Below are 12,621 nucleotides of genomic sequence, written 5' to 3'. Positions count from 1 at the left end.
CCTTGCTCCTACAGGGAACTGTGTGAAACAGAAGGAATTTGAACATGCTGCAAGTCGACAAGTTGCACCAGTACTACGGCGGTAGCCACATCCTGCGGGGCCTGACGTTTGAGGTGAAGGTCGGTGAAGTCACCTGCCTGCTCGGGCGCAACGGCGTGGGCAAGACCACCCTGCTCAAATGCCTGATGGGGCTGCTGCCGGCCAGGGACGGCACCGTGAGTTGGGAAGGCAAACCGATCACCCCGTTCAAACCGCACCAACGGGTGCATGCCGGGATCGCCTACGTGCCCCAAGGTCGGGAGATTTTCGGCCGGTTGACGGTGGAGGAAAACCTGCTGATGGGCCTGTCACGCTTCCCCGGTGCCGAAGCCCGGGAAGTCCCGGCGTTCATCTACGAGCTGTTCCCGGTGCTGCTGCACATGAAGCAACGCCGTGGCGGCGACTTGTCGGGCGGCCAGCAGCAACAGTTGGCGATTGGCCGCGCACTGGCCAGTCGGCCACGATTGCTGATCCTCGATGAGCCCACCGAAGGCATTCAACCGTCGGTGATCAAGGAGATCGGCGCGGTGATCAAACAGCTCGCGGCGCGGGGCGATATGGCGATTCTGCTGGTAGAGCAGTTCTACGATTTCGCCGCTGAACTGGCCGATCACTATCTGGTGATGTCCCGGGGCGAGATCGTCCAGCAAGGTCGCGGCGAAAATATGGAGGCCGAGGGTGTGCGCGGTCTGGTTACGATCTAGTCTGTAGCGTCCCGACGATAATAAGAAATCATGACCGCACCTGCCCCCCTTTCAATCACTGCTGCGCTGTTCACGCCGAGCTGGCACGCGGAGCTGGAGCTCGGCTACGCCCGGTTCGGCACCAGCACGCGCCCGGTCCTGCGTCGCCATAAAGGCCCGCTGCGGGTGCAAAAGCACCTGTACGCCGAAGGTCCCGAGGTGTGCCAGCACATCATCGTCCACCCACCCGGCGGCATTGCCGGTGGTGATCGGCTGGACATCCACGTAAACGTCGGTGCCGATGCCTGGGCGCAACTGACCAGCCCAGGCGCCGCCAAGTGGTATCGCGCCGCGACACCTGCGTATCAGCAGCTCCACTTGAAGGTAGCCGCCGGCGCCACGCTGGAGTGGCTGGCGCAGGAAACCATTGTGTTCAGCGCCGCTCAGGCTGAACTCAGCACCTCGATTGACCTGCAAGGCGATGCGCGGCTGTTCTACTGGGACGTGGTGGCCCTGGGGCGCCCGGCCAGTGGCGAACGCTTTGAGCGTGGGCACTTTCAGTCGCAACTCGATATCCGTCGCGACGGCCAGTTGATCTGGCACGAACGCCAGCGCATTGTCGGCAATGACGGCTTGCTGGATTCACCGGTCGGGCTGGACGGTCAGCCGGTGTTTGCGACGTTGCTGGTGACCGGCGAAATCGACAGCGAATTGCTGGAGACCTGCCGCTCATTGGCCAATGACGTGCGCGGGGATTTGAGCCAATTGCCGGGACTGCTGGTGGCGCGGTGCCTGGCCAGCGAGGCGCTGCTCGCCCGTGCCTGGCTGATCGATTTGTGGCGTTTGCTGCGTCCCGCGTTGCTGGGACGCGAGGCGGTTGCACCAAGAATATGGAGCACTTGAGAACCCTCCCTCCCCCCGCCCTCTCCCGGAGGGAGAGAGGGCCTGACCGTGTTGCCTGGAAAGAATTTTGCAGTAACCAAAAATATGACTGGCTGACCTAGCCTCGACAAGCGACCGAACCAGTCCCCTCTCCCTCTGGGAGAGGGTGAGGGGCCGCAAGAACCTCACAAATCTGCCCTGATGGACACACACAATGGACCTGACCCCACGCGAAAAAGACAAGTTGCTGATCTTCACCGCCGGCCTGGTCGCCGAGCGGCGTTTGGCCCGTGGCGTGAAACTCAATTACCCGGAAGCCATGGCCTACATTTGCGCCGCGCTGCTTGAAGGCGCACGTGACGGCCAGACCGTGGCCGAGTTGATGCACTACGGCACCACCCTGCTCAGTCGCGAGCAAGTGATGGAGGGCATCCCGGAAATGATCCCGGAAGTCCAGGTTGAAGCAACCTTTCCCGACGGCACCAAACTGGTCACCGTCCACCAACCCATCGTCTGAGGCCGAGCCATGATTTTTCACATCCGTGACGCTTCGCACGCCGACCTGCTGGCCATCCGCGACATCTACAACGACGCGGTGCTCAATACCACGGCGATCTGGAACGAGCAGGCCGTGGACCTCGGCAACCGGCAAGCCTGGTTCGACGCCCGACAATCCCAGGGTTACCCGATCCTGGTGATCGTCGACACCGACAACAACGTGCTGGGCTATGCCTCGTTCGGTGACTGGCGGCCCTTCGACGGTTTCCGCCATACCGTCGAACACTCGGTGTACGTGCGCAACGATCAGCGCGGCAACGGCCTTGGCCCACGCCTGATGGAGGCACTGATCGAGCGCGCCAAAGCCTGTGGCAAACACGTGATGGTCGCGGCCATCGAAAGCGCTAACGCGGCGTCGATTCGCTTGCACGAGCGGGCCGGTTTCATCACCACCGGGCAGATGCCCCAAGTGGGTACAAAATTCGGTCGCTGGCTCGACCTGACCTTCATGCAACTGACCCTCAACCCCGGCGCCCAGCCCCCCGTCATCAACAAGGAGTGAGACACCATGAACACTGCCCAGCTGCGACGCGTCACCCCTGAAAGCTTTGCCCACTACCGGCAGGGTTTGATCGATCTGTTGTTCGACGCGGTGAAGCACGGCGCGTCGATTGGTTTTTTGGCCGACCTCGACGACTCACAGGCCCGCGCCTACATCAACGCGGTGCAGGCCGACCTTGAGAACGGCAGCCTGCTGCTGTGGGTGGTGGTTCATGATGAAAAGGTGATGGCCAGCGTGCAACTGGGCTTGTGCCAGAAAGCCAATGGCCGCAATCGCGCCGAAGTGCAAAAACTGCAAGTGCTGCACGAAGTACGTCGGCGTGGCCTTGGCCAACAACTGATGAATGCCCTGGAGCTTGCGGCACGCCAGCACAAACGCGGCCTGCTGTACCTCGACACCGAAGCCGGCTCTGCGGCCGAGGCGTTCTATCAATCCCTTGGTTACACCCGTGTCGGTGAGTTACCCAACTACTGCCAAAGCCCGGACGGCCGTTACACCTCGACCGCCATTTACTTCAAGACGCTGGGACAACCCGAATGATTCCTGGCGAATATCAGATCAAGCAAGGCGACATCGAGCTCAACGCCGGCCGTCGCACCCTGAGCCTGAACGTGGCCAACAGCGGTGACCGGCCGATTCAGGTCGGCTCGCATTATCACTTCTTCGAAACCAACGACGCCCTGACCTTCGACCGCGCCGCCAGCCGTGGCATGCGCCTGAACATCCCGGCCGGCACCGCCGTGCGTTTCGAACCGGGGCAGAGCCGCGAGGTCGAGCTGGTGGACCTGGCCGGGCATCGCCGGGTATTCGGGTTTGCCGGGCGGATCATGGGCGACCTCTAAGTAATTCGGTGTCTGTGCCGGCCCCTTCGCGAGCAAGCCCGCTCCCACATGGGAATGCGGTCGAATGTGGGAGCGGGCTTGCTCGCGAATCTGTGAGCTAAGCGAACAGCCTCAAACACAATTGAATCCCAAGGCAAGCACATGAAAATCTCTCGTCAAGCCTACGCCGACATGTTCGGCCCCACCGTCGGTGACAAGGTTCGCCTGGCCGACACCGAGCTGTGGGTCGAAGTCGAAAAGGACTTCACCACCTACGGCGAAGAAGTGAAATTCGGCGGCGGCAAGGTCATTCGCGACGGCCAGGGCCAAAGCCAATTGCTCGCGGCCGATGTGGTCGACACGCTGATCACCAACGCGCTGATCATCGACCACTGGGGCATCGTCAAAGCCGACGTCGGCCTCAAGGACGGGCGTATTGCGGCCATAGGCAAAGCCGGCAACCCGGACGTGCAGCCCAACGTGACCATCGCCATCGGCGCCAGCACCGAAGTGATCGCTGGTGAAGGCATGATCCTCACCGCCGGCGGCATCGACACCCACATCCACTTCATCTGCCCGCAGCAGATCGAAGAAGCGCTGATGAGTGGCGTCACCACCATGATCGGCGGCGGCACGGGACCGGCCACCGGTACCAACGCCACCACCTGCACCTCCGGCCCGTGGCACCTGGCGCGGATGCTCCAGGCCGCAGACGCCTTCCCGATGAACATCGGCCTCACAGGCAAGGGCAACGCCAGCCTGCCGGAACCGCTCATCGAACAGGTCAAGGCCGGCGCCATCGGCCTCAAGCTGCATGAAGACTGGGGCACCACGCCCGCAAGCATCGACAATTGCCTGAGCGTGGCCGACCAGTACGACGTGCAGGTGGCCATTCACACCGACACCCTCAACGAGTCGGGCTTCGTTGAAACCACCCTCGCCGCATTCAAGGGCCGTACCATCCACACCTACCACACCGAAGGTGCCGGTGGCGGCCATGCGCCAGACATCATCAAGGCCTGCGGTTTTGCCAACGTGCTGCCGAGCTCGACCAACCCGACCCGGCCGTTCACCCGCAACACCATCGACGAACACCTCGACATGCTGATGGTCTGCCACCACCTGGACCCAAGTATCGCCGAAGACGTGGCCTTCGCCGAAAGCCGCATCCGCCGCGAAACCATCGCCGCCGAAGACATCCTCCACGACCTCGGTGCGTTCTCGATGATCAGCTCCGACAGTCAGGCCATGGGCCGCGTCGGCGAGGTCATCACGCGCACCTGGCAGACCGCCGACAAGATGAAAAAGCAGCGCGGTCCCCTGTCGGACGACGTTGAGGGCAACGACAACTTCCGCGCCAAACGCTACATCGCCAAGTACACCATCAACCCGGCGATCACCCACGGCATCAGCCATGAAGTGGGCTCCATCGAAGTGGGAAAATGGGCGGACCTGGTGCTCTGGCGCCCGGCGTTTTTCGGCGTGAAACCAACACTGATCCTCAAGGGCGGCGCAATTGCCGCGAGCCTGATGGGCGACGCCAACGCTTCGATCCCAACGCCGCAACCAGTGCATTACCGCCCCATGTTTGCCAGCTACGGCGGCTCATTGCACGCCACCAGCCTGACCTTCATCAGCCAGGCTGCACAAGACGCCGGATTGCCCGAAGCGCTGGGCTTGAAGAAGAAAATCGCCGTGGTCAAAGGTTGCCGCGACGTGCAGAAAACCGACCTGATCCACAACGACTACCTGCCCGACATCGACGTCGATCCGCAGACCTACCAGGTCAAGGCCGACGGGGTTTTGCTGTGGTGTGAACCGGCCGATGTGCTGCCGATGGCCCAACGGTACTTTTTGTTTTGAGCAAAAAAATGCCCTGACACCGAGGTCTACACCTCGATGTCAGGGCCTGATTCAAAGCGTCATCAGCTGTGCGAAGCTACCGTGAAAGGGATTTCAATCCGTTGCACTTTTGCCCGGTCCATAGCCTCTTGGGTCAGTTGCTTGAGCAAGGTTTCACGCTCGCTTTTAATCAAGGCCAGCGCTTGTGCATAAGCCTCGTCATTCATGACCTGCCCCGGCGCGAAAGCACTTTCCGGCTGGCCAAGTTCGGCGGCCAGCACGCGGATCCGCTCCTTCAAACCGGCTCTCTCCTGCGGTGACAGATCCGCGCTGGCGGCTCTCTCATCCAGGGCTTCCTTGAAGTCGACCGTGGCAACCTCCTTGCGATCAATCGCCCGGAAGCGTGAACCGTTCAAGCGCTCTACAAAGGACTTCCAGAAAGGTTGCTCGGCAATCGAATCACGCAGCAGATCGCCCTCCTCCAACCCCAGAACCCTTTGATAGGCGCCCTCGATCATTTCACTGGTGACGCCCGCGATCTTGCGAAACTGCATGCCGCGCGCCTGCCATGGCAGGTCAAGCCGCTGCGCCAGGTCCGTCATGAACGCCAGGTGAACCTCAACTTCATCAATCTCCCCTGTCACGTTACCTGCGTCGTCCACACGCCTGAACCGCTCACCCGCTGCCTCTCGGGCGACGATGTGACGCTTGGCAATTCGCTCAAGCTCGTCCAGCCGCGACTTACCCTTTGCCAGGTTCACTAGCTCAGACTCGATCAAACCGTTATTGCCCAGGGCCATTACTTCATGAGCCAGCACCTTCACACCCATGACGTTAAACAACTGGGTAGCACCGTCAACGCATTGGGTACGCGCGTTGGCCTCCTTGAACAACTCTTCGCGCAAGGTGGCGTTTTCAGCCATGGCGTCGAGCATGCGCCAGACCTTGGCCGTCAGAGCGACCCGGTAGGTCCTGCTGGTGGTGAAGTCGGCTGACTGGGTCAGTGCATTGATCTCTTCAAAAAAATCTTGCGAGTTGAGTTCATCCTCCACCTCGTTCCATACATCTTGCTTCTTCACCCACTCTGGCCGGGTCAATCCCTCTTCCCATTGGATGCTGAGCTGTATCCCCGCCGGCGGATAAGCACGGTCAGGGTCCATGCCCGCGGACCGAACGTAGTCCTTGAGAGTTTCCAGATTTTCAGCTGACATCCATTCGGGTTCACGGCTCAGCCACGTGCGCCCCAACAACTCGGCATGCCACGTGCCCGGCGTGACCTGCGGAATGTCTGTCAGTACGTTGTGGCGCAAGTCCAGGAAAAAGTGCCGGAATCGTGGCCGTTCAAAAAGCCCCGGCGGCCAGGTACTGGCCCCGGTGTCAGTCAACACCAGGGTAATCAGGTCAGGCATGCGGCTGATGTCCGGCAATAGCCCCAAAGGGTTTTCACCCAGGCGTAACGAGATCAGTTGGGTGCGGTTCTTGAGCATGTGCTGATCGACGGCGTTAAGCACAATCTGGTTGCTTGTCAGATCCAGGTGTTTGAGATGCGGCATCTCGGCGATGCGCGAGGGCACCCTGCTCAGACGGTTTCTTGACAGGTCCAGCGAGCGGACTTTGCGAAACGACGCTAGAAAAGGTTGCTCGAAACTCGACAGGCCTGTGTTGCTCAACCACAGACCGGTGACATGATCGAAATTGGCCTCCAGTGCCGGCATACCTTCAATGTGCATATTCAAATTCAAATTGCTCAAATTCAGTGTCTGACCCTGCACGTACCCGTTGCCATCCACGTGCCGTGGACCGGTACGCTGCCAACACTGCCTGACCTTTTGGGCAATAAACTTCCTTTCACTCCTTTCGGCAACCCCACTGGGACCGTAACGAAAGTCCCGGGTTGGCCCGTTCACCCAACGCTCCAGCGTTGCAACCATCTGGTTGAATTCGATCTCAAGCCCATGGATCTGCAGGCCAAACGGTATGCCACCCTGGCGCAAGGTCTCGATGAACGTATCGAGTTCTTTATTGGTGAGCATTGGATAAAGGCTGCGCACGCGCAGCCGTGCGGTGCTTTCCCCAGAAACGCCTCGATAGCCGTCCATTCCCCCGAGCAGCTTCTGGGTGTGCGGATCGTAAGTCGGTTTGCGAACCGGATGTTCAAGCAACGTCGACGCGAACTGATCGTGGCTCAGGGGGGAGCGTTGCAGGTCATCCTTGAGTCGTGCGCCTTCGTGAATGCCATACCCCAACGCGTCGCGCTGCGCATCCGGCAGGGCATGCAAGACCGAAGTGTAGAACTCATCGGTGCCGTGCAGATGTCGATCATCCGCGTCCCGCGTCTGATAGCGTCCGTCTTCATCAAGAATCAGCACCCTGCGTATAGGCGCATTTTCCGGCCCCACACTGGCGTGCAGTTTCCCGGCGAACACCAACTCGCGAATCTCGATCCGTACTTCGTCGGACCATCCGGGCAGGCGGCTCAGCGAACCCAGTTCAAGCCTGCGCGAGTCGGCACTGGCCAGTTCCTCAAGGTAGAGGCCCTCATACGCCCGATTCAATCGCACACGGTCTCGTACCTGTCGGGCCTGTTGACGCAAGCGCAGCGGGAGGCGCTGCTTTTGCGCCAGGTGCTGCAGGTCTGCCGGCTCGGCATGCTCCAGCAGTTCCTGAGCAGCGCCGGCCGGTAGCTCCGGAACTTCATTGAGCACTCGCTGTACACGAGCGTCGCTGGAAAGATCCCGACTTTTGTACAGTGCCTCGAACACGGTTTTCTTGTGTCTCCCGGCCTGCATGACCATCTTCTTGCGCAACGCCTCGATACGTACAGGCGTGTCACGCGCAACCTGATCGCCGAGCAGGCCGCCAATCTCGGTATTGTTCAGCGACTCGATGACTCGTTCGGGCAACTTTCCGGCAGCCAGTTCGGAATGACTGACCTTGATCGTCATCGGCTCGGACGCCATGGCATTGCCGTGCTTGAACGAAGCCCCCGAATGATCCGCCGCCTCGAAAACCTCCAGCGCCCAGCGCTCGGGCCAACCCGGCAACTCAACCATGACCTGCGGCACAAAGCCGACCATCGCGTCAGGAATCTGGTTAGTCTCGATGTGCTGCGCAAATCGTTCCGCGCAAGCGTAGGTATTGAAGCGCAGGACGGTATCGCGCAATAGCGCGGGCGGGGCTTCATGCTCGACATGCAACCTGCGCAGCAGGCTTTCGTCTACCCCGCTCACTTGCTGGATCATGCCCAGCGTCTGTGCCGAATATCCGTCCAGTGTGCTGCTCATGCGTTGCATCAACCGTTTCGCTTGCCACTCCAGCGGCCGCTCATTCTCGACCTTCCAGGCCCCGGCGTTGTTGTGCTCCATTTGCGGTTTGTAGGCCATGCGGCGCTGCGGATGCTCCAGTCGGTGCTGCCCCGTCACCGGGTCCCGGCTCACCTGATAGTTTTTTCCCTCCAGCGGCAGCCACTGCTTGCCGCCCTGTTCATACAGGCCGATGCCATCGGGCACGGCATTGGCCGACAGCGTCACCGGGTGAGCGTAAGGCCCCACGTCAGGTTTCCACAAGCGGGTCTTGCCATCGGGCATCTCCACCGGTTTCAGGCTGTCGATCAGCGCACTGGGTTTGATCGCCGTGCCCCCCCGAGGCAGTACGTGCCCGGCCCCCATCAACGCCAATTGAGCAAAATTGATCAGCACCCCATTGATGTGGGACGCGGCCTCGTCCCGGTCGCCCTTGCTCCAGTCTTCGAGACCCTCCACCAGTTCGTCGATGATCTGCGCCACCATCACGCCCAACAGCACTTCGCCCACGCCCGGAATCAACATCCCGACGAAGTTGAAGACGTTCCAGCCGATGTCCAGATAACTGGTCAGGCGCTTCCAGCGTGTCGTTGCATCCTCGTCGCCGGTCGGTACTGCGATCACCCGGGCATCGGCGATGGCTTTATCGCGCTGCTCGACATACAGCCAATGCCACAGATCGCCAGCAATCCGGTTGGTGATGGGCTCGGCGGTGGGGTTTTCGACTGCGCTTTCCCGCCACCAGGGACCCATGTCCAACGGCTCGCGTTGCTGCCAGACAATGCGCGTCAGACGTTCGTTGACCCGGGCGAAAAATGTGCCCTTGTCCTTTTGCCTCACGAAGCGGCTGAAAAACGCCTGATACTCCGGCTGGCGCAATTGGCTGATCAGCTCTTTCATGAAATCGGCGAACGAGTTGTACTCTTTCAGCGGGTGCAGGGGATCGTCCGGCACATAGGCAATCACAGGCCCATCCAAACGGCTTTGCTGATAGATATCGTCGTGACGCAGCATGTCCTCCTGCACGCCGGCCGGACCGTTGGCCAGGAACGATTGCAGCAGTTTGAACTTGTCATAATCACTGCCCGGTAGTACCGGCACGCGCTGCGACCAGTTACTCCAGAACTTCAGCGCGTCGGGCGTCAAAGCATCGACCAACGGCTTGAGCCGGGACGGCTGACTCACGGCACTGAACAACACGATGCCGTGCAACGGGAAGCCCATGAGCGATAATCGATGCTGGTGCAGCGGCTGATCATGAAAGGTGATATCGCGTTTGTTATCGCGCACTTGCTGAAGTTTGCCGTAGGCATATTCGCTGATGTCTTTTTTCAAGTAAGCCATCAGTGCACACAGGTTAAAGGACGCTTTCTGCGCGGCCGCCGCGTTCTGTTCCAATAATTGCCGCGCCTTTGGATCGGACGGTAACAGGACACTTTTTATATGGGTTTGATACTGCGCGCCCACGTCCAGACGCCGACACAGGGCTGCAACTTTCGCCACCGTCATCGCTTTATCGAGTTTCAACTCCCCGCGAAAGTTTCTGGCATACACGCCGGAACCGGTCCTGAAATAATCTGCAGCGGTTTCCGGTTCTTCGAAGTTATGCAGCGCGGCCTCCAGCAACGTGGATTCGCGCTGACGGCTGGCGCCACTGTCGATGCCAAAGATAATCCTGTCCGGAATGTACAGCTTGAGTGTCAGCGTGCTGACGTCGACACGGCTGTTGAAATTCGACCAGATGAGCATGGAAAGCAAGGGTTTGGCGAACGCCTGGATGTCCTGTTGCAAGTTTTCCAGCGGGCCGTCGACCTTTGCCTGCAAGCGCCAGCGCTCCTCGACCAGTTCCTTGAGGTAGTGCCGGTTGAGGCTGGAGGCCTGAATGTACCAATCGGGGAAAGTTACGGGTGCAGCGTCCAGTGATAACAACCTGGAGTCTGGCGCGTATTGTATGGCTCTCGGCAGTGCCTGGAGAATACGGACATAGTGAGGACCGCAGTTTTCAACGGGACTAATTGAACTTTGCGCAACGTCATCCAACCCTTTTAATTCAGACATTATGTAATAACCAAAGATAACGATAGAAGTGACCAGCTTAAGCAGCACGCTCTAAAACAAAAGACTAAAAACCTGCTCACCTCACGCCCACCTCATCACATTACCGTTCAACTATTAAAGAGCTGAATATACATAAGTAACACCCTTACTTTCCGTTGGTCTTATGCCCTCGCCACGCGCTGTTTCATGTGTGTGCCATGGCGTTATGATGCTCACTCATTACCCGAGGCTTCGACCATGCGTTTAGCTGAATTCATCGTTCAACACGTGGATCGCATCGTCGACGAGTGGGAACAATTCGCCAAAGGCATCACCCCGGACGACTCGTTCGACCGCATCACCTTGCGCGATCACGCCAAAGCCATCCTGTTGGCCGCTGCCCGAGACATGCGTACCGCCCAAACGGCCTGTGAGCAAGCGGCCAAAGCCAAGGGCGAAGGCCCGGAGAAAACCCCCAGCCTGAATCAAGCCGCCGCCAGCCATGGCGAACTTCGGCATAACGTGGGGTTTGATCTGGTGCAGATGACCTCTGAATTTCGCCACTTGCGGGCCAGCGTGATTCGCCTGTGGGTCAACAGCCTGGAGTCGCCGGATGTGGCGTACTTGCAGGACATGATCCGTTTCAATGAAGCCATTGACGAAGCCCTGGCTGAATCCACCGCGGCCTACGCCGAGCGGGCCAATCGCTCACGAGACATCTTCCTGGCCATTCTGGGTCATGACCTGCGCACACCTTTGCAAGCGGTGAACATGTCCACCGAGATACTGCTGCGCAAGGCCAAGCTGGACGCCGACGCCCAACGCTACGTGACCAGCATCAAGAGCAGCACCCGACACATGGCGGCGATGGTGAACGACTTGCTGGAACTGGTGCGCAACCGCTTGGGCAGCGACCTGCCCATCGAACCGGCACCGATGGACCTGACCACCGCCGCAAAAGCGGCGCTGGACGAGGCCGATGCCGGGCAGCCCGCCTGCCACTCACAACTGAAAATCGAAGGCGACACTCACGGCGTCTGGGACCGCGCGCGCCTCGACCAGCTTCTACAGAACCTGGTCGGCAACGCTCTGCAGCACGGCGCCAATCACCGTCCGGTGACACTGAGCATCATCGGCAGCGAAAACCAGGTGACGCTGACCATGCACAACCATGGCGAGCCGATCCCCGCCGACGCACTGCCGACGATTTTCGACCCGCTGGTACGCAGCGCCAGTGAAGAACTCGCCGGCCCTTCCACCAGTCTTGGGCTGGGCTTGTTCATCGTCAAACAAGTGGTGGATGCGCATCAGGGCACGATTGAAGTCAGCTCCAGCGAAACCGACGGCACGACATTCAGCGTGGTGTTGCCGAGGGTGTCACGGGCGGTGCTTTAGTGGTGTATTTCGTTAAGACAGTGGCTGGTAGACCGACGCTTGACAACCTCGCCCCGCCAGACTCGCTGCAAGGCTGCGCTGTGGCGTGGGAGCTCACTCGCGCGGGACCAGGCTGGCGTTCCAGCGCGAAGCGGTCCCAATACGGGCAGTGAGGATACTTCTAAAGGTTCCCATTCGCCGGTTGTGGGGCTGCGACGCAGCCCAGCGGGAGCAAGCTCCCTCGCCACAGGCTAAGTGTTCATTCCTGAACTACTCCACCACCAACCGCGCCAGCCGTTGCTTGAGCATCCGGTTTTCGGCGCGCAGTTGCTGCACTTCTTCCAGCAGGTCGAGCGCCAGGGCGACGCCTTCCCATTCCAGCTCCAGGTCGCGCCGCAACTTGGCGGCGCGTTTGGCCAGCGCCAGCTCAACATCGTTGAACCGCCAGTCCTTGGGCGTAGAGCCCTGAGGTTCGAGGATGCCGTGTTCGACGATTTCGATCACGTAGACGTCCCACTTTTTTCCTGACCGGAATGGGTACCCTTCGTGCTGCAACCCTTCGTTACTATCAGATCTGCTAG

9 protein-coding genes and 1 pseudogene are annotated in these 12,621 nt (G+C 60.0%); 8 read left to right on the top strand and 2 right to left on the bottom strand.

Annotated elements, in window-relative coordinates; all coding sequences use genetic code 11:
* Nucleotides 1–44: 44 nt before the first annotated feature.
* The 7 genes from urtE (at nucleotide 45) to ureC (ending at nucleotide 5,348) form a co-directional block, all read left to right on the top strand.
* Nucleotides 45–743 carry an urea ABC transporter ATP-binding subunit UrtE gene (gene urtE / locus AC1Z1G_RS03225; protein WP_483624817.1) on the top strand — a complete coding sequence of 233 codons (699 nt, stop codon included), beginning with the start codon at nucleotides 45–47 and terminating at the stop codon, nucleotides 741–743.
* A gap of 30 nt (nucleotides 744–773) precedes the next feature.
* Nucleotides 774–1,625, top strand: coding sequence for an urease accessory protein UreD (locus tag AC1Z1G_RS03220; RefSeq protein WP_483624815.1), 852 nt, complete (start codon nucleotides 774–776; stop codon nucleotides 1,623–1,625).
* Nucleotides 1,626–1,818: 193 nt separating this feature from the next.
* Entirely contained in the window at nucleotides 1,819–2,121 is a 303-nt protein-coding gene (gene ureA / locus AC1Z1G_RS03215; protein WP_483624813.1) for an urease subunit gamma, read from the top strand.
* Nucleotides 2,122–2,130: 9 nt separating this feature from the next.
* Nucleotides 2,131–2,664, top strand: coding sequence for an N-acetyltransferase family protein (locus AC1Z1G_RS03210; RefSeq protein WP_483624811.1), 534 nt, complete (start codon nucleotides 2,131–2,133; stop codon nucleotides 2,662–2,664).
* Between the two features lie 6 nt (nucleotides 2,665–2,670).
* Entirely contained in the window at nucleotides 2,671–3,204 is a 534-nt protein-coding gene (locus AC1Z1G_RS03205) for a GNAT family N-acetyltransferase (RefSeq protein ID WP_483624809.1), read from the top strand.
* Nucleotides 3,201–3,506, top strand: coding sequence for an urease subunit beta (locus tag AC1Z1G_RS03200; protein WP_483624807.1), 306 nt, complete (start codon nucleotides 3,201–3,203; stop codon nucleotides 3,504–3,506). Before AC1Z1G_RS03205 ends, AC1Z1G_RS03200 begins: the two co-directional genes overlap by 4 nt.
* 141 nt (nucleotides 3,507–3,647) lie before the next feature.
* Nucleotides 3,648–5,348 (top strand): urease subunit alpha, encoded by a 1,701-nt coding sequence (ureC, locus tag AC1Z1G_RS03195; RefSeq protein ID WP_483624806.1) that lies wholly within the window; start codon nucleotides 3,648–3,650, stop codon nucleotides 5,346–5,348.
* Nucleotides 5,349–5,410: 62 nt separating this feature from the next.
* On the opposite strand, the gene AC1Z1G_RS03190 is transcribed toward ureC, so the two are convergent.
* The gene (locus AC1Z1G_RS03190; RefSeq protein WP_483624805.1) at nucleotides 5,411–10,558 is read right to left on the bottom strand and encodes an NEL-type E3 ubiquitin ligase domain-containing protein; all 5,148 of its coding nucleotides are present in this window, start codon (nucleotides 10,556–10,558) and stop codon (nucleotides 5,411–5,413) included.
* A gap of 366 nt (nucleotides 10,559–10,924) precedes the next feature.
* Here AC1Z1G_RS03190 and AC1Z1G_RS03185 point away from each other — a divergent pair, with 366 nt between their 5' ends.
* Nucleotides 10,925–12,061 (top strand): sensor histidine kinase, encoded by a 1,137-nt coding sequence (locus AC1Z1G_RS03185; RefSeq protein WP_483624804.1) that lies wholly within the window; start codon nucleotides 10,925–10,927, stop codon nucleotides 12,059–12,061.
* A gap of 249 nt (nucleotides 12,062–12,310) precedes the next feature.
* Here the strand turns inward: AC1Z1G_RS03185 and AC1Z1G_RS03180 are convergent.
* Nucleotides 12,311–12,553: pseudogene (locus AC1Z1G_RS03180) on the bottom strand (chaperone modulator CbpM); the annotation flags it as partial.
* Nucleotides 12,554–12,621: the final 68 nt, after the last annotated feature.

This window comes from Pseudomonas sp. JL27(2026) (assembly GCF_056933555.1).
Note: the sequence above shows the minus strand (reverse complement) of the source record. Positions and strands in the feature narration are given on the sequence as shown.

Coding starts and splice junctions, on each gene's coding strand:
- urtE (WP_483624817.1), top strand. CDS start 45: ATGCTGCAAGTCGACAAGTTGCACCAGTACTACGGCGGTAGCCACATC.
- AC1Z1G_RS03205 (WP_483624809.1), top strand. CDS start 2,671: ATGAACACTGCCCAGCTGCGACGCGTCACCCCTGAAAGCTTTGCCCAC.
- AC1Z1G_RS03185 (WP_483624804.1), top strand. CDS start 10,925: ATGCGTTTAGCTGAATTCATCGTTCAACACGTGGATCGCATCGTCGAC.
- ureC (WP_483624806.1), top strand. CDS start 3,648: ATGAAAATCTCTCGTCAAGCCTACGCCGACATGTTCGGCCCCACCGTC.
- AC1Z1G_RS03200 (WP_483624807.1), top strand. CDS start 3,201: ATGATTCCTGGCGAATATCAGATCAAGCAAGGCGACATCGAGCTCAAC.
- ureA (WP_483624813.1), top strand. CDS start 1,819: ATGGACCTGACCCCACGCGAAAAAGACAAGTTGCTGATCTTCACCGCC.
- AC1Z1G_RS03210 (WP_483624811.1), top strand. CDS start 2,131: ATGATTTTTCACATCCGTGACGCTTCGCACGCCGACCTGCTGGCCATC.
- AC1Z1G_RS03220 (WP_483624815.1), top strand. CDS start 774: ATGACCGCACCTGCCCCCCTTTCAATCACTGCTGCGCTGTTCACGCCG.